The organism is Flavobacterium sp. CAU 1735, from assembly GCF_039888695.1.
Taxonomy (GTDB): Bacteria; Bacteroidota; Bacteroidia; order Flavobacteriales; family Flavobacteriaceae; genus Flavobacterium.
In genome coordinates this window covers 24,724-40,674 of record NZ_JBDQQQ010000001.1, presented here as the reverse complement: position 1 = coordinate 40,674, position 15,951 = coordinate 24,724, and the positions used below count along the sequence as shown (strand labels likewise).

43 protein-coding genes are annotated in these 15,951 nt (G+C 38.0%); 6 read left to right on the top strand and 37 right to left on the bottom strand.

Annotation, left to right across the window (positions count from 1 at the left end; all coding sequences use genetic code 11):
* Positions 1 to 28: 28 nt before the first annotated feature.
* From AAFN64_RS00345 to AAFN64_RS00165, 37 genes are all read right to left on the bottom strand, one after another.
* A complete protein-coding gene (locus tag AAFN64_RS00345; protein WP_347758851.1) occupies positions 29 to 175 on the bottom strand; it encodes a class IIb bacteriocin, lactobin A/cerein 7B family in 147 nt (48 codons plus the stop codon).
* A gap of 25 nt (positions 176 to 200) precedes the next feature.
* A complete protein-coding gene (locus tag AAFN64_RS00340) occupies positions 201 to 347 on the bottom strand; it encodes a class I lanthipeptide (protein WP_347758849.1) in 147 nt (48 codons plus the stop codon).
* Between the two features lie 26 nt (positions 348 to 373).
* Positions 374 to 520, bottom strand: coding sequence for a class IIb bacteriocin, lactobin A/cerein 7B family (locus tag AAFN64_RS00335; protein ID WP_347758847.1), 147 nt, complete (start codon positions 518 to 520; stop codon positions 374 to 376).
* Between the two features lie 29 nt (positions 521 to 549).
* Positions 550 to 696: a class IIb bacteriocin, lactobin A/cerein 7B family gene (locus AAFN64_RS00330; protein WP_347758846.1), complete on the bottom strand. Its 147-nt coding sequence runs from the start codon at positions 694 to 696 to the stop codon at positions 550 to 552.
* A gap of 26 nt (positions 697 to 722) precedes the next feature.
* Positions 723 to 869: a class I lanthipeptide gene (locus AAFN64_RS00325; protein ID WP_347758845.1), complete on the bottom strand. Its 147-nt coding sequence runs from the start codon at positions 867 to 869 to the stop codon at positions 723 to 725.
* Between the two features lie 25 nt (positions 870 to 894).
* The gene (locus AAFN64_RS00320; RefSeq protein ID WP_347758843.1) at positions 895 to 1,041 is read right to left on the bottom strand and encodes a class IIb bacteriocin, lactobin A/cerein 7B family; all 147 of its coding nucleotides are present in this window, start codon (positions 1,039 to 1,041) and stop codon (positions 895 to 897) included.
* Between the two features lie 26 nt (positions 1,042 to 1,067).
* A complete protein-coding gene (locus tag AAFN64_RS00315) occupies positions 1,068 to 1,214 on the bottom strand; it encodes a class I lanthipeptide (RefSeq protein WP_347758841.1) in 147 nt (48 codons plus the stop codon).
* A 26-nt stretch (positions 1,215 to 1,240) separates the two neighbouring features.
* Entirely contained in the window at positions 1,241 to 1,387 is a 147-nt protein-coding gene (locus AAFN64_RS00310; protein WP_347758840.1) for a class I lanthipeptide, read from the bottom strand.
* A gap of 26 nt (positions 1,388 to 1,413) precedes the next feature.
* Positions 1,414 to 1,560, bottom strand: coding sequence for a class IIb bacteriocin, lactobin A/cerein 7B family (locus AAFN64_RS00305; protein ID WP_347758839.1), 147 nt, complete (start codon positions 1,558 to 1,560; stop codon positions 1,414 to 1,416).
* Positions 1,561 to 1,587: 27 nt separating this feature from the next.
* Positions 1,588 to 1,734: a class I lanthipeptide gene (locus AAFN64_RS00300; protein ID WP_347758838.1), complete on the bottom strand. Its 147-nt coding sequence runs from the start codon at positions 1,732 to 1,734 to the stop codon at positions 1,588 to 1,590.
* 26 nt (positions 1,735 to 1,760) lie between these two features.
* Positions 1,761 to 1,907 (bottom strand): class I lanthipeptide, encoded by a 147-nt coding sequence (locus AAFN64_RS00295; protein WP_347758836.1) that lies wholly within the window; start codon positions 1,905 to 1,907, stop codon positions 1,761 to 1,763.
* Positions 1,908 to 1,932: 25 nt separating this feature from the next.
* Entirely contained in the window at positions 1,933 to 2,079 is a 147-nt protein-coding gene (locus tag AAFN64_RS00290) for a class I lanthipeptide (protein WP_347758837.1), read from the bottom strand.
* A gap of 25 nt (positions 2,080 to 2,104) precedes the next feature.
* Positions 2,105 to 2,251: a class I lanthipeptide gene (locus tag AAFN64_RS00285; RefSeq protein ID WP_347758838.1), complete on the bottom strand. Its 147-nt coding sequence runs from the start codon at positions 2,249 to 2,251 to the stop codon at positions 2,105 to 2,107.
* Positions 2,252 to 2,277: 26 nt separating this feature from the next.
* Positions 2,278 to 2,424 (bottom strand): class I lanthipeptide, encoded by a 147-nt coding sequence (locus AAFN64_RS00280; protein ID WP_347758836.1) that lies wholly within the window; start codon positions 2,422 to 2,424, stop codon positions 2,278 to 2,280.
* Between the two features lie 25 nt (positions 2,425 to 2,449).
* Positions 2,450 to 2,596: a class I lanthipeptide gene (locus tag AAFN64_RS00275; RefSeq protein ID WP_347758837.1), complete on the bottom strand. Its 147-nt coding sequence runs from the start codon at positions 2,594 to 2,596 to the stop codon at positions 2,450 to 2,452.
* Positions 2,597 to 2,621: 25 nt separating this feature from the next.
* Positions 2,622 to 2,768 (bottom strand): class I lanthipeptide, encoded by a 147-nt coding sequence (locus tag AAFN64_RS00270; RefSeq protein WP_347758836.1) that lies wholly within the window; start codon positions 2,766 to 2,768, stop codon positions 2,622 to 2,624.
* 26 nt (positions 2,769 to 2,794) lie between these two features.
* Entirely contained in the window at positions 2,795 to 2,968 is a 174-nt protein-coding gene (locus AAFN64_RS00265) for a class I lanthipeptide (RefSeq protein WP_347758834.1), read from the bottom strand.
* 27 nt (positions 2,969 to 2,995) lie between these two features.
* Positions 2,996 to 3,151, bottom strand: a complete 156-nt coding sequence (locus tag AAFN64_RS00260) for a class I lanthipeptide (RefSeq protein WP_347758832.1) — start codon at positions 3,149 to 3,151, stop codon at positions 2,996 to 2,998.
* A gap of 43 nt (positions 3,152 to 3,194) precedes the next feature.
* Positions 3,195 to 3,341, bottom strand: a complete 147-nt coding sequence (locus AAFN64_RS00255) for a class I lanthipeptide (RefSeq protein WP_347758831.1) — start codon at positions 3,339 to 3,341, stop codon at positions 3,195 to 3,197.
* 12 nt (positions 3,342 to 3,353) lie between these two features.
* Positions 3,354 to 3,527, bottom strand: a complete 174-nt coding sequence (locus AAFN64_RS00250; protein ID WP_347758829.1) for a class I lanthipeptide — start codon at positions 3,525 to 3,527, stop codon at positions 3,354 to 3,356.
* A gap of 40 nt (positions 3,528 to 3,567) precedes the next feature.
* On the bottom strand, positions 3,568 to 3,720 hold the full coding sequence (locus AAFN64_RS00245; RefSeq protein ID WP_347758827.1) for a class I lanthipeptide: 153 nt from the start codon (positions 3,718 to 3,720) through the stop codon (positions 3,568 to 3,570).
* Between the two features lie 142 nt (positions 3,721 to 3,862).
* Positions 3,863 to 4,039 (bottom strand): class I lanthipeptide, encoded by a 177-nt coding sequence (locus tag AAFN64_RS00240; protein WP_347758826.1) that lies wholly within the window; start codon positions 4,037 to 4,039, stop codon positions 3,863 to 3,865.
* 11 nt (positions 4,040 to 4,050) lie between these two features.
* Positions 4,051 to 4,233: a class I lanthipeptide gene (locus AAFN64_RS00235; protein ID WP_347758824.1), complete on the bottom strand. Its 183-nt coding sequence runs from the start codon at positions 4,231 to 4,233 to the stop codon at positions 4,051 to 4,053.
* A gap of 2 nt (positions 4,234 to 4,235) precedes the next feature.
* On the bottom strand, positions 4,236 to 4,403 hold the full coding sequence (locus AAFN64_RS00230) for a hypothetical protein (RefSeq protein WP_347758822.1): 168 nt from the start codon (positions 4,401 to 4,403) through the stop codon (positions 4,236 to 4,238).
* Positions 4,404 to 4,415: 12 nt separating this feature from the next.
* The gene (locus AAFN64_RS00225; RefSeq protein ID WP_347758820.1) at positions 4,416 to 4,580 is read right to left on the bottom strand and encodes a class I lanthipeptide; all 165 of its coding nucleotides are present in this window, start codon (positions 4,578 to 4,580) and stop codon (positions 4,416 to 4,418) included.
* Positions 4,581 to 4,592: 12 nt separating this feature from the next.
* Positions 4,593 to 4,766: a class I lanthipeptide gene (locus tag AAFN64_RS00220; RefSeq protein WP_347758819.1), complete on the bottom strand. Its 174-nt coding sequence runs from the start codon at positions 4,764 to 4,766 to the stop codon at positions 4,593 to 4,595.
* 287 nt (positions 4,767 to 5,053) lie between these two features.
* Positions 5,054 to 5,218, bottom strand: a complete 165-nt coding sequence (locus AAFN64_RS00215; protein ID WP_347758818.1) for a class I lanthipeptide — start codon at positions 5,216 to 5,218, stop codon at positions 5,054 to 5,056.
* Positions 5,219 to 5,289: 71 nt separating this feature from the next.
* Positions 5,290 to 5,445 (bottom strand): hypothetical protein, encoded by a 156-nt coding sequence (locus tag AAFN64_RS00210; protein WP_347758816.1) that lies wholly within the window; start codon positions 5,443 to 5,445, stop codon positions 5,290 to 5,292.
* Between the two features lie 14 nt (positions 5,446 to 5,459).
* Entirely contained in the window at positions 5,460 to 5,621 is a 162-nt protein-coding gene (locus AAFN64_RS00205; RefSeq protein WP_347758814.1) for a hypothetical protein, read from the bottom strand.
* A gap of 70 nt (positions 5,622 to 5,691) precedes the next feature.
* Positions 5,692 to 5,850, bottom strand: coding sequence for a hypothetical protein (locus AAFN64_RS00200; RefSeq protein ID WP_347758813.1), 159 nt, complete (start codon positions 5,848 to 5,850; stop codon positions 5,692 to 5,694).
* A gap of 111 nt (positions 5,851 to 5,961) precedes the next feature.
* Complete coding sequence (locus tag AAFN64_RS00195; RefSeq protein ID WP_347758812.1) at positions 5,962 to 6,138, bottom strand: hypothetical protein; 177 nt, start codon at positions 6,136 to 6,138, stop codon at positions 5,962 to 5,964.
* An 11-nt stretch (positions 6,139 to 6,149) separates the two neighbouring features.
* On the bottom strand, positions 6,150 to 6,308 hold the full coding sequence (locus AAFN64_RS00190) for a class I lanthipeptide (RefSeq protein ID WP_347758810.1): 159 nt from the start codon (positions 6,306 to 6,308) through the stop codon (positions 6,150 to 6,152).
* Positions 6,309 to 6,320: 12 nt separating this feature from the next.
* Positions 6,321 to 6,479, bottom strand: a complete 159-nt coding sequence (locus AAFN64_RS00185; protein WP_347758809.1) for a class I lanthipeptide — start codon at positions 6,477 to 6,479, stop codon at positions 6,321 to 6,323.
* Positions 6,480 to 6,585: 106 nt separating this feature from the next.
* Positions 6,586 to 6,771 carry a class I lanthipeptide gene (locus AAFN64_RS00180; protein ID WP_347758807.1) on the bottom strand — a complete coding sequence of 62 codons (186 nt, stop codon included), beginning with the start codon at positions 6,769 to 6,771 and terminating at the stop codon, positions 6,586 to 6,588.
* A gap of 64 nt (positions 6,772 to 6,835) precedes the next feature.
* Positions 6,836 to 7,036, bottom strand: coding sequence for a hypothetical protein (locus AAFN64_RS00175; RefSeq protein ID WP_347758805.1), 201 nt, complete (start codon positions 7,034 to 7,036; stop codon positions 6,836 to 6,838).
* Positions 7,037 to 7,121: 85 nt separating this feature from the next.
* Complete coding sequence (locus tag AAFN64_RS00170; RefSeq protein WP_300487645.1) at positions 7,122 to 7,283, bottom strand: hypothetical protein; 162 nt, start codon at positions 7,281 to 7,283, stop codon at positions 7,122 to 7,124.
* A gap of 625 nt (positions 7,284 to 7,908) precedes the next feature.
* Complete coding sequence (locus AAFN64_RS00165; protein WP_347758802.1) at positions 7,909 to 9,708, bottom strand: helix-turn-helix domain-containing protein; 1,800 nt, start codon at positions 9,706 to 9,708, stop codon at positions 7,909 to 7,911.
* A gap of 545 nt (positions 9,709 to 10,253) precedes the next feature.
* Here AAFN64_RS00165 and hemB point away from each other — a divergent pair.
* The 6 genes from hemB (at position 10,254) to AAFN64_RS00135 (ending at position 15,841) form a co-directional block, all read left to right on the top strand.
* The gene (gene hemB, locus AAFN64_RS00160) at positions 10,254 to 11,228 is read left to right on the top strand and encodes a porphobilinogen synthase (protein WP_300487640.1); all 975 of its coding nucleotides are present in this window, start codon (positions 10,254 to 10,256) and stop codon (positions 11,226 to 11,228) included.
* A gap of 4 nt (positions 11,229 to 11,232) precedes the next feature.
* A complete protein-coding gene (locus AAFN64_RS00155; protein WP_347758800.1) occupies positions 11,233 to 11,622 on the top strand; it encodes a c-type cytochrome in 390 nt (129 codons plus the stop codon).
* Positions 11,623 to 11,707: 85 nt separating this feature from the next.
* Positions 11,708 to 12,178 (top strand): methylated-DNA--[protein]-cysteine S-methyltransferase, encoded by a 471-nt coding sequence (locus AAFN64_RS00150; protein WP_347758799.1) that lies wholly within the window; start codon positions 11,708 to 11,710, stop codon positions 12,176 to 12,178.
* A 70-nt stretch (positions 12,179 to 12,248) separates the two neighbouring features.
* Positions 12,249 to 13,406 carry a serine hydrolase gene (locus AAFN64_RS00145; RefSeq protein ID WP_347758797.1) on the top strand — a complete coding sequence of 386 codons (1,158 nt, stop codon included), beginning with the start codon at positions 12,249 to 12,251 and terminating at the stop codon, positions 13,404 to 13,406.
* Positions 13,407 to 13,424: 18 nt separating this feature from the next.
* On the top strand, positions 13,425 to 14,138 hold the full coding sequence (locus AAFN64_RS00140) for a 3'-5' exonuclease (protein WP_300487631.1): 714 nt from the start codon (positions 13,425 to 13,427) through the stop codon (positions 14,136 to 14,138).
* Between the two features lie 14 nt (positions 14,139 to 14,152).
* Positions 14,153 to 15,841 carry an ABC transporter ATP-binding protein gene (locus AAFN64_RS00135; RefSeq protein WP_347758795.1) on the top strand — a complete coding sequence of 563 codons (1,689 nt, stop codon included), beginning with the start codon at positions 14,153 to 14,155 and terminating at the stop codon, positions 15,839 to 15,841.
* The last annotated feature ends 110 nt before the right edge of the window (positions 15,842 to 15,951 follow it).

The following is a 15,951-nucleotide window of genomic DNA, read 5'->3' as shown; positions in this document are numbered from 1 at the left end:
AATTTTTGTTGGTTTTAAGGGTTAAGAATTAGTCTAAAGCGTAAGCTAATAATGCTCCGATCGCGATATAACATAGTGGCGTACTTCCACCGTTTACGTCTTGCATTTGATTGTCATTCAATTCTACTAAGGAACTTTTAGCGAATCCTAATTTGTTGCTGTTTGTTGATTTCATGGTTTTTTGGTTTTAAGGTTAAGAATTAGTCTAAAGCTTTTACTAAAAGGAAGCCGATTGCTACATAACATAGTGGAGTGCTTCCACCGTTTACGTCCTGCATTTGGTTGTCATTCAATTCTACTAAGGAATTTTTTGCGAATCCTAATTTGTTGGTGTTTGTTGATTTCATGGTTTGTTGGTTTTAAAGGTTAATGATTAGTCTAAAGCGTAAGCTAATAATGCTCCGATCGCGATATAACATAGTGGCGTACTTCCACCGTTTACGTCTTGCATTTGGTTGTCATTCAATTCTACTAAGGAATTTTTAGCGAATCCTAATTTGTTGGTGTTTGTTGATTTCATAATTTTTGTTGGTTTTTAAAGGTTAAAGATTAGTCTAAGGCGTAAGCTAATAATGCTCCGATCGCGATATAACATAATGGCGTACTTCCACCGTTTACGTCTTGCATTTGGTTGTCATTTAATTCAACTAAGGAACTTTTTGCGAATCCTAATTTGTTGGTGTTTTGTGTTTTCATGGTTTGTTGGTTTTAAAGGTTAATGATTAGTCTAAGGCTTTTACTAAAAGGAAGCCGATTGCTACATAACATAGTGGCGTGCTTCCACCGTTTACGTCCTGCATTTGGTTGTCATTCAATTCTACTAATGAACTTTTAGTGAATCCTAATTTGTTGCTGTTTGTTGATTTCATGGTTTGTTGGTTTTAAGGTTAAAGATTAGTCTAAAGCGTAAGCTAATAATGCTCCGATCGCGATATAACATAGTGGCGTACTTCCACCGTTTACGTCTTGCATTTGATTGTCGTTTAATTCTACTAAGGAATTTTTTGCGAATCCTAATTTGTTGGTGTTTGCTGATTTCATGGTTTTTTGGTTTTAAAGGTTAATGATTAGTCTAAAGCTTTTACTAAAAGGAAGCCGATTGCTACATAACATAGTGGCGTGCTTCCACCGTTTACGTCTTGCATTTGGTTGTCATTCAATTCTACTAAGGAATTTTTAGCGAATCCTAATTTGTTGGTGTTTGCTGATTTCATGGTTTTTTGGTTTTAAAGGTTAAGAATTAGTCTAAAGCTTTTACTAAAAGGAAGCCGATGGCGATATAACATAATGGCGTACTTCCACCGTTTACGTCTTGCATTTGATTGTCGTTTAATTCTACTAAGGAATTTTTTGCGAATCCTAATTTGTTGGTGTTTGCTGATTTCATGGTTTTTTGGTTTTAAAGGTTAATGATTAGTCTAAAGCGTAAGCTAATAATGCTCCGATCGCGATATAACATAGTGGCGTACTTCCTCCGTTTACGTCTTGCATTTGGTTGTCGTTTAATTCTACTAAGGAACTTTTAGTGAATCCTAATTTGGTTGCGTTTTGTGATTTCATGGTTTTTTGGTTTTAAAGGGTTAAGAATTAGTCTAAAGCTTTTACTAAAAGGAAGCCGATTGCTACATAACATAATGGCGTACTTCCTCCGTTTACGTCTTGCATTTGGTTGTCATTTAATTCTACTAAGGAACTTTTAGTGAATCCTAATTTGTTGGTGTTTGTTGATTTCATGGTTTGTTGGTTTTAAAGGTTAATGATTAGTCTAAGGCTTTTACTAAAAGGAAGCCGATTGCTACATAACATAGTGGAGTGCTTCCACCGTTTACGTCCTGCATTTGATTGTCGTTTAATTCTACTAAGGAATTTTTAGCGAATCCTAATTTGGTTGCGTTTTGCGTTTTCATGGTTTTTTGGTTTTAAGGTTAAAGATTAGTCTAAAGCTTTTACTAAAAGGAAGCCGATTGCTACATAACATAATGGCGTACTTCCTCCGTTTACGTCTTGCATTTGATTGTCGTTTAATTCTACTAAGGAACTTTTAGCGAATCCTAATTTGTTACTGTTTGTTGATTTCATGGTTTGTTGGTTTTAAGGTTAAGAATTAGTCTAAAGCTTTTACTAAAAGGAAGCCGATTGCTACATAACATAGTGGCGTACTTCCACCGTTTACGTCTTGCATTTGATTGTCGTTTAATTCTACTAAGGAACTTTTAGTGAATCCTAATTTGTTGGTGTTTGTTGATTTCATGGTTTGTTGGTTTTAAAGGTTAATGATTAGTCTAAGGCTTTTACTAAAAGGAAGCCGATTGCTACATAACATAGTGGAGTGCTTCCACCGTTTACGTCCTGCATTTGATTGTCGTTTAATTCTACTAAGGAATTTTTAGCGAATCCTAATTTGGTTGCGTTTTGCGTTTTCATGGTTTTTTGGTTTTAAGGTTAAAGATTAGTCTAAAGCTTTTACTAAAAGGAAGCCGATTGCTACATAACATAATGGCGTACTTCCTCCGTTTACGTCTTGCATTTGATTGTCGTTTAATTCTACTAAGGAACTTTTAGCGAATCCTAATTTGTTACTGTTTGTTGATTTCATGGTTTGTTGGTTTTAAGGTTAAGAATTAGTCTAAAGCTTTTACTAAAAGGAAGCCGATTGCTACATAACATAGTGGCGTACTTCCACCGTTTACGTCTTGCATTTGATTGTCGTTTAATTCTACTAAGGAATTTTTAGCGAATCCTAATTTGGTTGCATTTTGCGTTTTCATGGTTTTTTGGTTTTAAGGGTTAAGGATTAGTTAGCAGCAACAATTGTTTTAACAATAATTGGCACCGTAACAGTTGTCAATGGATAAAAACTCGTAAGTATAGAAGCGCCGCCTCCGTTTACAGTATTCATTTGTGTCTCGTTTAGCTCTACTAAAGCATTTTTAGTAAAAGCCAGTTTGTTGGTGTTTGTTGTTTTCATGGTTTTTTGGTTTTAAAGGGTTAAGAATTAGTTGGCAACTTGGTCCATTACAGTAATCCAGATTATGGATGACGGCAAAATAAATGGTGAGGTTCCTCCGTTGATGTCATGCATCTGATTGTCGTTTAATTCGACTAGCGATTTTTTAGCAAAAGCTAATTTGTTGGTGTTTGTGGTTTTCATAATGTGTTTTGGTTTATGTTACTAATTGTTGTTATACTTTGGCTTATTCGGCCAGGAATATGGATGTTATGATCGACGATGGGAAAAGAAACGGTGAAGTTCCTCCGTTAACGTCATGCATCTGACTCTCGTTTAATTCGACTAATGAACTTTTAGTGAATCCTAATTTGTTGGTGTTTGTTGTTTTCATACGATTCCCCATTTAATCCTGAGCAGCTATAGTGTTTAGTGTTCCGGTATGAATAATCGTATAATAGATCGCTGATCCAGAGCATACCGGAGTGGATCCTCCGTTGATATCATGCATCTGATTCTTGTTTAATTCGACTAATGAACTTTTAGCAAAAGTCAGTTTACTGTTGTGTGTTGTTTTCATAATTGTTGTGTTTTGTGTTAGTAATTGTCTCGTTTAAAAATTAAAGAATCACGTCTGCTATCATTTTTGTGAAAATGGATATCGGCGCATATGTGGATGTTCCTCCATTAATTTCTTTCATGTGAACATCGTTGAGCTCCACTAATACATTTTTAGTAAAAGCCAGTTTCTCTTGTAAATTCGTTGCTTTCATGTTTTTCTTTTTTTGGTTACAACCAGGCATAGTCGTCCCTGTGCAAGTGGAAAAACCGGTTTCCATTACATATTGTTTAATCGGATAGTAAATGGTTTTGATTGATCCGACAGTCAGGAAAAAGACAACCGGGAATAGGTGATTACATCAATACCGCCATCTCTCTTACGACGGATAGAATCGGAAGGCATACACAACCGGAACAGGTTTCCCCACCAACAATTGTTGATCCTCCGTTAATAGTTCTCATTTCTGCAGCATTTAACTCTGCTACCGCGCTTTTCAAAAAAGCCAGTTTGTTGTTTTGTGTTGTTTTCATCGTTTACGATTTTAAGGTTGTAGCTTGGTAATGTTTCGTATCGGTCCCGGAACCAATATACAGTCGCCGCAGATCAATGTGGTTTGTCCATTATTGGTATCACCGCCGCCGGCAATCTGGCGCATTGTTACCTGACTTAATTCTGCAATATCATTTTTCTTAAAATGAAGCTTGCTGTTAGTTGCTTTTTTCATAATTAAAACTGACGGGTTGCTTTTATAATGATGGGACATAAACAAGTGGAGAGTGGCATAAAATCTGCAATTGATTCACCACCACCGTGGATTGTTGCCAGTGCGTCTGCACTCAATTCTATTACGGATTGTCTTTTAAAAGACAGTTTTTCGGTACTTTGTGTTTTCATGATATTTCGTTTTTAGTTGTTATCAAATTTTTCGGTAATCGTTTGGAACGTCATTGTGATCAGTGAGGTACTCGACGGTGTGAGTGTCCCTCCTGCAATGGTTGCCATCGTTTGTTCGTTTAACTCCGTTACCGATTTTTTGGTAAACGCAAGTTGGTGTGTTGCTGCTTTTTTCATGTCCGTTTGTTTTTACAATAAAGTCATGTCTTCTGGTGTCCCAACAGTCAGAACCAGTGAGGTTGACCCGACAACGATTGTGGCAAAGATTCCGGTTCCTCCGGCAATGGAGTTCATTGTTTGTTCGTTTAATTCAACCAGTGAATTTTTACGGAACATTAGTCCGTTGTTCGTTTGTTTTTTCATGTTTTTTCTTTTTAGGTTTATCCGTTTTATTTACTCTTATCCTGTCAGTTGTTTTTGATCCCCGGAACGACTGGCAAACGGACAGAATTGGTTGGTGCTGCATGGTTGCAACGTACGATTCCCTTCTATCATCGGGTTATAATTGCCCGTTTGCTATGGTTCGCGGATGATGCTTTTTTATGTCCCGACAGGCACATTTACGATATAACTATCGGATCCAATTCAATAATGGCGCTGCTTTCTGTTGAAAGTTTATTTTTTGCGTTTTTATGAGATTGCGTTATAGTTTAGCGCACTACTTTATTGATGGCCGTATACATCGTGATCATAACTAAAGATGTTCCTCCTGCAATGGTTACTGTTCCTCCGATAATGGATGCCATTTTCGGTTCATTTAATTCAACCAAGGTCATGGTATTGAATGCCAGCTTACTGATGGTTTTCTTTTTCATAACTTTATTTTTTTAGTTGTTTCACTCCGATTTTCCAGCTATTGCTGTTCGCTCCGGAAAAGCAACCGGGATTAGAATTGTACTTCCTCGATACGACTGGTAATCACTACGCAATCACCGCAAATAAAGGTTGTTGCGCCACCAATTACCTGGTTCATCGTTGCTAAATCCAGTTCTGCAACAGCATTCGATTGGAATGCAAGTTTGTTTGTTACTTGTGTTTTCATGATGTTTTGTTTTTTTAGTTGATCTCCATTACGTTTTTAATACGGCTGGTAATCACTACACATTCTCCGCATACGAAGGTTGTCGCGCCGCCATTTACCTGATTCATTGTTGCTAAATCCAGTTCTACAATTGCATTCGATTGGAATGCAAGCTTATTTGTTGCTTGTGTTTTCATAAGGTTTTCTTTTTTGTTGTTCGATTTCTATTGTACTATTTCAGGAATAGTGTTTGTATTTCGGACTGTATTAGAAGTCCAGTGATTTTTCAATACGACTCGTAATTACAACGCAATCACCGCAAATAAAGGTTGTTGCACCACCAATTACCTGATTCATTGTTGCTAAATCCAGCTCTATAACTGCATTCGATTTAAATGCCAGTTTGTTTGTTACTTGTGTTTTCATACTACTGTTTTTTATTTTTTAGTTGTTTTGTCATAGCCATAGTTATCCTGTTGCCAAACAGCTATAGCTGCTCACATTCTGAATTCTAATGGTCTAAAAGGGTGATTTTGTTTACAGTGCTTCCAACTGCATAATGGTTCCGATAACGGAGATGCATACACATCCGGTACAGGTGTCGCCTCCCATAATGGTACTACCGCCATTAATTGCTGTCATTTCGATAGTGTTTAATTCCACAATGTCATTTTTAGCGAACAGCAATCGGTTTGTTGTGTGTGTTGTTTTCATAAGGCTGTCGCTTAAACCTGAGGTTTTATCATATCTTTTATCTTATCGCCAATGTAATTGATGATAGCATCCATCGATCCACCGTTTACGCTTTGTAACTGGTTGTCGTTCAATTCTACTATTGCATTTTTTGCAAAGTCAAGACCGTTGTTGTGTTTTGTCGTTTTCATAAGATTGTCGTTTTATACTTGAGGTTTCATCATATCTTTAATCTTATCACCAATATAATTGATGATGGCATCCATCGATCCGCCGTTTACGCTTTGTAACTGGTTGTCGTTCAATTCTACTATTGCATTTTTTGCAAAGTCAAGACCGTTGTTGTGTTTTGTCGTTTTCATAAGGTTATGTTTTTTAGTGTTTTTTAATGATTTTTTTGAAGGAAAAACCGCTGTCAAGGTAGTATTACAACCGGTTAGCACGGTTTTTCCTCTTTAAAAGTGCTGATTAGAACTGTGCTTTAATTATCGTTCTGATAGGTCCCGGAACCGGAATACAGTCACCACAAATGATGGTTGTTTGCTCTTCAACGATTGTTGTTCCGCCACCTACTACGTTACGCATTGCTGATGGCTCTAATTCTGCTACTGAACTTTTCTTAAAAGTAAGTACGCTTTTGTTTACTTTTTTCATGATTTAAAATGTGTAAGAGTTATTAATATTGGTTAAAATTTGCTTTTTGGGTATCCAAAATCCACTATAGTGGTCCTACCATAGGGTTTAATTCGGTCGTATAGTGGCCTTTACTTGAGTTCACACAAAACGTGCAGCTCAATGGATTGTTTGTTAGCAGTACCTCTGTACCACCGCCACCGTTGATTTTCTTTAATTCTCCTCCATTAAGTTCAACCAGGGAACTTTTATAGAAGAACAGCATGTCAGTTCTTTGATTTTTCATAATTCTCGTTTTATTTAGTTAATAGATATCCTGTTCAAAATACTTTTTGAATGCAATCATAACCACGAGGAATCTGATCAGCCGGCTATTGCTTTTTTTGAGGCTTTGCTGTAAAAAATCGGATTACAGCCCTAAAAAATCGCTTCACCGAAGCATAAAATCGGGATTCTTGTACCGCTTCGTCGTTCAATTCGACGATGGTGTGCTTTTTAAATCGCGACGGGTTGATCATTTTTTTCGTTTTCATGGTTCATTTTAAATTTTCTGCTTTTACATCCATTGAAATGAAATCATTTTCATTCCTGGAACGCCATTAATTTTCAGTTTGTAATGAGCATACGTATGGTTTTGTTGCAACCATTCGAACAGCACCATAAGGCCTGAATAAATTCGGTTTATACGGAACCGATACAAGTCGGATCCTGACCATTTTACCCAATAAGGGCTTAAAATTTACCAACGAAAGAAGGGAGTGAGTGAGTCTCTAAAAAGGTGGGAACTTTTTGTATCAAAGCTTGGCTTTAATAAATAAAAAGTTATCTTTGTAAAGATACTCCAACCTATAATTTGTTGGATTTCGTTTTGTAATTCATTCTATAAAACAGGGCCTTCCACGCTCTGTTTTATTTTTTATGCTTTTTGTGTTTTTTGAGTAGCTACTCATATTAAAAATACTTTCGCTACCTAAAAACCCATCCGTTAATGTTTTTAAAATGTTTTGATTAAATCATTTCATTTCTCATTCATCAACAGGACAAAGTAAAGCCGTTTTTTTTTCTCCCACAAACGAACAATGCCTATTTTTATAAAAAAACAGGCATCATTTAAAGGTTTAAAATATTGATTATTAGTTTATTATAAAAAATATCATTTTATAATGCACTTTCTTCTTTATGTTTCATTTCTTCTATTTTTTTGATGTAAATCGACGGTGTAATACCTGTTGCGGCCTTAAAATATTTGGTAAAAGAGTCGGAACTTTTATATCCAATCTCATCCGCAATCGAATTTACCGAGTAAGCCCGCAGCTTCGAATTGTTCTTTAACTCCAATATCACATAGTTAATTCGTAGCTCGTTAATATAGGTACTAAAGCTTTTTCCAAGCTCATTATTCACAATTTTGGACAGATAGGCCGTATTGGTTTTTAATTTTTTAGCCACATTATGCAACGTACAGTCCTGTCGGAGGAAATATTTCTTTTCCTGGAGTTTTTCCAGCTTCTCCAGAATATCATTAACCCGTTCATCCTTAATGATAAAGGTAGCATCGTTAGGAACTACATCCTGATGAATGACCGTTTCGGTTTCTGTATCAAAAGTTTCATGCGCTTGAAGCGGTTCTTCCTGAAGTTCTTCTGTTTCTATAGGCTCATCCGCTTCTATTATGTCTTCTTCTTTGCTAATGGTGATGTTCGGGATCAGCTGACTTTCAAGAATATCTTCTTTTGCCGTACTCTTTGTTGTCTTTTCCTGCTCTTCTAATAGTTTTTTAGCTTCAAAATCGTTGATCTTCCCAATCAGGATCTCAAATTTCTCCTGATTAACCCTTGCGTTTCTCTTGCTTCGGAAGTAGAAAAAGCCTAAAAACCCAATTAACAATAAAACCGCAACTATCAGGATGTTTTTTTGTTTTACCTCATCCGTCTTTTCCTGATCGATCTTTTCGATGTCGATTTTATGCAAATCTTCCAGTGTTCCGATTTTTTTTGTTGATTTTTTGGAATTTTCATCGATAAACTTCTGATAATAAAAGTTGGATTGCCCAATGCTATCCACCGCTTTGTAGTTCTCGGCCAGCAATTTGTAATAATCCGTAAGTTCCTCCGGAGCAAATTCCGATTTATCCTGCTTGGTTAATCCTGCCTTTAATACCTGATTCGATTTATTATACTGCTGCTGTTCGCTCATTAAACCCGCCTGACTCAGCATTACCGTAGCTTCAATCCGTTTGTTTTTGATTTTAATCGCTTTTTGTAAGGCCTCATTCAATATCGCTTCGGTATCCTTATAGTCTTTTTTCTTTAAAAAACTTAATCCTTTTACATTCAGAAAATACACTTCCAGTTCTTTATCATTCGCCTCTTTACAATAACTCAACCCCTTTTTTATATAGATCAGCGACGAATCCGGTTGGTTCATTTTCAGATACGTCTTGGCTATCTTCAGTTCGAGAGACGCGCGCTCCGAATTGGAAACATCACTGTTATTCAGATATTTTTTAAAAACCGCCAGTGCTTCACTGTGTTTTCCGATTTCGTATTTGATATTCGCAATACTAATACTGATGCTCCGAACACTATAGGAATCTTTTAATTTATTAGCCAGTTGAAGTGCTTCGTTATACAACAATAAAGCCTGCTCAAAATTATACGTCTGGTAGAGTAAACTTGCCTTGTTGATTTTGGCGCGTAAAACCAGATTCTGATTATTCGCCCCGTAGGCCTTGATAATCGCTTTGTCACAAAAATAAAAAGCGCTATCGGTTTCCGATAACGTCATACATACATATCCTAAATAATTATAGGCGATGATCACATCGTTGTCTTCTTTTTGCTTTTCGCTAATCGACAGGTAGCGATGAATGTATTTTTTGGCCAGCGCCGGATTGCTGTAAATATGTTTTTGAATAGAATCTTTTAACTGATTCTTTGTATCTGTTGCTGAAATCAATTGAAAACTCAATAGAAATGCACAAAGAAAAACTCTTTTTAGTAGGGAAAGCAACATATTTTAACAGGTTTTTGTATAACAAAAATAACATTTTTTTATTAAGAAAAATTTATTTATAACAAACTGATTCACAAATGTTTACAAAATTAAAAAACGGTATTTTTTTTATAAATTTAGGCATACTTCACTTTGATTATCAGGTATTTAGGTCTAGTTTTGAATCAACAAATAAAAACCCACACATCATGAAAACTACAAAAAACAATTTACTTGCGTTCAAAAAAACATCAATTGTTGAACTATCAAAAAGCGACTGTTCTAAAATAAGAGGCGGAAACGGAAACGATATTACCGATCCGGACCGAAGCGGAATTTACTCCTTACTGTGTCCGACCACTCACCCCACAAGACCGAATTAAAACACTAAGAGCCTCGATTGAGGCTCTTTTTTTTGCGCCTGTGTTAAACTTATTCTAATGCAATGACCGAAATCGCAAATGCCGTTTTAAATACCTAAATTTGCGACACACTAAAAACACGTTATTATGTTTCCATTACACCGAAATAGACGCCTCAGAACCAATGACGCTATCCGTTCGTTAGTTCGCGAAACCTCATTAAGCCCTACTGATTTTATGTTCCCGATGTTTGTGGCAGAAGGAAAAGACGTTAGTATCGAAATTCCTTCAATGCCGGGTATCTACCGTCGTTCGCTGGATCTAACCGTTAAAGAAGTAAAAGAATTATGGGATCTGGGTATTAAAGCGGTCAATATCTATGTAAAAGTGAGCGATAACTTAAAAGACAATACCGGTAAGGAAGCCTGGAATAAAGACGGACTGATGCAACAAACGATCCGCGCTATTAAAGATGCCGTTCCGGGAATGATTGTAATGCCCGATGTAGCACTGGATCCCTATTCCATCTACGGACATGACGGAATTGTCGAAAACGGACAAATCTTAAACGATGCCACTGTGGATGCGCTTACCCGTATGAGCGTGAGCCATGCCGAAGCCGGTGCCGATTTTGTTGCGCCAAGCGATATGATGGACGGTCGCGTACTGGCAATCCGTAAAGCACTGGAAGAAAGTGGTTTCCACGATGTGGGAATTATGAGTTACAGCGCCAAATATGCCTCTTCTTTCTACGGACCTTTCCGCGATGCCCTGGATAGCGCACCTGGATTTGGGGATAAAAAAACCTACCAGATGGACTATGCCAACCGTATCGAGGCCATTAAAGAAGCTTTACACGATGTGGAAGAAGGTGCCGATATCGTAATGGTAAAACCCGGAATTGCCTATCTTGACATTGTTCGGGAAATAAAAGACACCGTAAACGTACCGGTTGCCGTATACCAGGTATCCGGAGAATATGCCATGGTCAAAGCCGCTGCCGAAAAAGGGTGGTTAGATCACGATAAAATCATGATGGAGCAGTTACATTGCATCAAAAGAGCCGGAGCCAATATTATTTCGACTTATTTTGCGAAAGAAGCCGCTAAATTAATGCAGTAATCCCATGAAAAAGAGCATACTTATCCTGGGTTGCATGGCACTTTTAGCTGCTTGTAACAAAAAAGAAGAAAAAAAAGAAAGCCTGTATCCGGAAGTTAAAAAAACGCAAGCCCAGTTAACGCTGGAATTAGGTCAGGAGGTTTTCGATGGTAAAGGGATGTGTTATTCCTGTCATAAACCCGATCAGAAAGTGATTGGACCCAGTATTGCCGAAATCGCTAAAATCTATAAAGAAAAAGGCGCCAGTATTGTCAATTTCCTAAAAGAAAAAGGAGATCCCATTGTCGATCCGTCGCAATATTCGGTGATGAAAACCAATTTTGCCATTACCAAAAACCTTCCCGAAGAAGAATTGGTAGCTTTGGAAGCCTATATATTGAGTCACGCGAAATAAGAATAGAAAATGCCGGTTGTAAAACCGGTTTTTTTGTGCAAACTTTTGATTTGCAAGCCAAAAACGAAACCGGTACCTTTACGCTATGGACACTATTTTTATAAATACACCCCTTGGAATCGCAAAAATAGAAGGCGATGCAAACGGTATTTCCGTTATATCGGTGCATCAGGACGGATTGGTTTCCGAAAGTATTCCGGAGCATTTTCAGGAAGTCGTTTCCCAACTAAACGAATATTTTGACGGGCAACGAAAAGCGTTCACCTTTACACTCAATCCAAAGGGTACCGATTTCCAGCAAAAAGTATGGCAGGCACTTTTGGAAATCCCCTACGGTAAAACCATGTCCTATCTCGAATTATCCAAAAAACTGGGCGATGTAAAAGCCATTCGGGCGGTGGCTGCTGCCAATGGTAAAAATCCGATTTGGATTGTCGTTCCCTGTCACAGAGTAATTGGTTCCGATGGTTCGCTAACCGGTTATGCCGGCGGATTATGGCGGAAACAATGGCTATTGGAACACGAAAATCCCGTAAAACAGGAAAGCCTTTTTTAAATCCTTCCGAAACCGAAAAAAATCCGATAATTTCCTTAAATTCGTAAGATACGTTACAAATTCCGTGCTTATGAAGTTTCTGAAAAAATTCCTGCTGTGGTTTTTAATCCTCCTTACCGGTATCATTATCCTGATGTATATTTTCGATGTCGATTATTTACTTCGCGCGGTCAGGACTATTTATTTCAAAGGATATACCACTGCTTTTCTGGATGATTATAAGGAATTTCCAAACCGCGAAATCAAAAAAGGAACCGCACAACCGTGGGCAATCGCCAAAGATTATAACAGCGTTCCCGCTACGGAAACACTCAACAAAACCCATAAGGAGCTTCAATCCGTTGCCTATCTGATCATCAAAAATGACAGTATCTGGCACGAAAGTTATTTCGACGGCTACGGAAAAGATTCCAAATCCAATTCTTTTTCGATGGCTAAGAGTATTGTTTCGGCTTGTTTGGGAAAAGCAATCATGGATGGAAAAATTAAAAGTCTCGATCAGAAAGTATCCGACTTCTTCCCGGAATTAAAAGGAAAATATGCCAAAGAGGTTACGGTAGGCGATTTGTCCTCCATGGCTTCCGGCTTAAGCTGGGACGAACATTATTATAGTCCTTTTTCCATTGTAACCCGCGCTTATTTTGACAACGATCTGAAAAAGGTTATCTTAGGACTGGAAGTAAACGAAGCGCCCGGAAAAAGCTTTAAATACCTGAGTGGCGCGACCGAGTTGCTCGCAATGGTTATCGAAAAAGCCACCGGTGAATATTTGTCGGATTATATGTCTAAAAATTTCTGGCAACCCATGGGGGCCGAAAACGAAGCCTTATGGCAATTGGATCATGCACCCGACGGAATTGAAAAAGCCTACTGTTGCATTGCCAGCAATGCCCGCGATTTTGCCCGTTTCGGAAAATTGTACCAACAAAACGGAAAGTGGAACGGCAAACAATTGCTGGATAGTACTTTTGTAGCAAAATCGATTACACCGCGTTTTCCGGAATCACCGGAATATGGCTATGGATGGTGGTTGCATAATTATCTTGGCAAAAAAATGTACTATATGAGAGGTCATTTGGGACAATTCGTTATCGTTGTTCCGGAAGACAATGTTATTATTGTCCGTCTAGGTCATCTAAAAGGCTTGCAAACCGAAACCGATCCGCATAGCAACGATTTTTATGTCTATGTGGGCGAAGCCTATAAAATGCTTGAAAAAAGAAAATAACAGAATACACTATACGCCATGTTAGAAAAAATAAGATTGGAAAACATTCTTTTTCTGGATATTGAAACCGTTCCCGAAGAAGAAAACTTTAACGCCTTGGATGAAACCAAACAGGAACTGTACAGTCTGAAAACACAATACCAGCGTAAAGACGATTTTACTCCGGAAGAATTTTACGAACGTGCCGGAATCTGGGCCGAGTTCGGAAAAATAATCTGTATATCGGTGGGTTATTTTACCTTTCGCAACGACATCCGCCATTTTAGGGTAACGTCCTTTTTTGGCGAGGAAATCAAAATCTTAAAAGATTTTAGCAATTTGCTGGCAAATCATTTTAACCAGCCGCAACATATACTCTGTGGTCATAATGCCAAGGAATTCGATTTTCCGTTTATCGCCCGCCGAATGGTTATCAATGGGATATCCATTCCTCCCAAACTGAATCTTTTCGGAAAAAAACCGTGGGAAGTACCACATCTGGATACGATGGAATTATGGAAATTTGGCGATTTTAAACATTTTACATCTTTAAAATTACTCACGAACATTCTGGGTATTCCGTCACCAAAAGATGACATCGACGGTAGTCAGGTAGGCCATGTGTATCATGTCGAAAAAGATATCGACCGGATTATTCGCTATTGCGAAAAAGACGTCATTGCCGTAGCGCAGATCCTGTTGCGTTTTCGCCGGGAAGATTTACTGGTGGAAGACGAAATCGTCTTTGTTTAACTACATTTGCACTAATGAAAGCGCCTCTTTTACAACTACAAAATGTAACGGTTTCGTTCCGCAAAGAAGGAAACTGGACACCTATTGTCAAAAACAGCCGGTTTGACCTGTATGAAAATGAAATTCTGGGCATTGTTGGCGAATCCGGATCCGGAAAATCGGTAACCTCACTGGCCATTATGGGACTTTTACCCAAAGCGATTTCAAAAGTTAGCGAAGGCGAAATTATTTTGGACGGTAAAAATATCGCTGCTTTATCCGAAAAAGAATGGCAAAATTTAAAAGGAAATGATATTGCCATGATTTTCCAGGAGCCTATGAGTTCGTTAAATCCATCGCTAAAATGTGGTCCGCAAGTGGCCGAAATTCTGGCACAACATACCCATTTATCGCAAAAAGAAATCCGACAGGAAGTGCTTTCACTATTTGAAAAGGTGAAATTACCCAATCCCGAGGTTATTTATACAAAATACCCGCACCAAATTTCGGGCGGACAAAAACAGCGTGTAATGATCGCTATGGCGATTGCCTGTAAACCGAAAATTTTAATTGCCGACGAGCCTACTACGGCACTGGATGTGACGGTACAAAAAGAAATCATCCAGCTTTTAAAAGAACTGCAGCAACAAACCCGAATGAGTATTATTTTTATCTCACACGATTTATCGCTGGTTTCCGATATTGCCAATCGCGTATTGGTAATGTATAAAGGCGAAATTGTAGAACAGGGCGAAGCACAACAGATTTTTAAAAACCCACAGCACAATTATACCAAAGCCTTGATTGCGTCGCGTCCTTCTTTGGAATACCGCGCCAAACGATTACCTACGATTCAGGATTTTTTAAACGATACGATCGACACAACTGTTATTACTGCTGAAGACCGAGCCGAAAATCATAAAAAAATGTATGCCCAAACGCCGATTTTGGAAGTGCAGAACGTAGAAAAAGAATATTTCTCGACAGCCGGTTTATTTGGTAAAAAAACAACCTTTAAAGCCGTCGACGATGTTAGTTTTAAAATTTATGAAGGCGAAACCTTAGGCCTTGTGGGCGAAAGCGGTTGCGGAAAATCCACGTTGGGAAATGCTATTTTGCAGTTGGACAAAGCCACAGCCGGTCATATTTTATATAAAGGAAAAGATATTACAAAACTTTCGGCTACCGAAATCCGTACGCTTCGAAAAGAAATTCAGATTATTTTTCAGGATCCATATTCTTCGTTAAATCCCCGGATTCCGGTTGGAAAGGCGATAATGGAACCTATGAAAGTACACGGCTTATATAAAAACGATGCCGAACGCAAACAAAAAACAATCGAATTACTGGAAAGAGTTGGTTTAGGAGAAGATTATTTTAACCGTTATCCGCATGAATTTTCCGGTGGTCAACGGCAACGGATCGGAATTGCGCGTACGATTGCTTTACAACCTAAAATTATTGTTTGTGATGAATCGGTTTCGGCACTCGACATTTCCGTTCAGGCGCAGGTTCTGAATCTGCTCAATGAATTAAAAGAAAATTTCGGCTTTACCTATATTTTTATTTCCCACGATCTGGCCGTCGTTAAATATATGTCGGATCAGGTGTTGGTAATGAATAAAGGAAAAATCGAAGAAATCGGCGATGCCGACGCGCTTTATGCCCATCCGCAAAAAGAATATACCAAAAAACTGATTGCCGCTATTCCAAAAGGTAATTAACGTTATAAAATAATTTTACACCTGACAGGTTTTTGAAACCTGTCAGGTGTTTTTATCAGTATCAAAATAAAAAGCCTGTTCAATAAATCGAACAGGCTTTTTTATAAAAT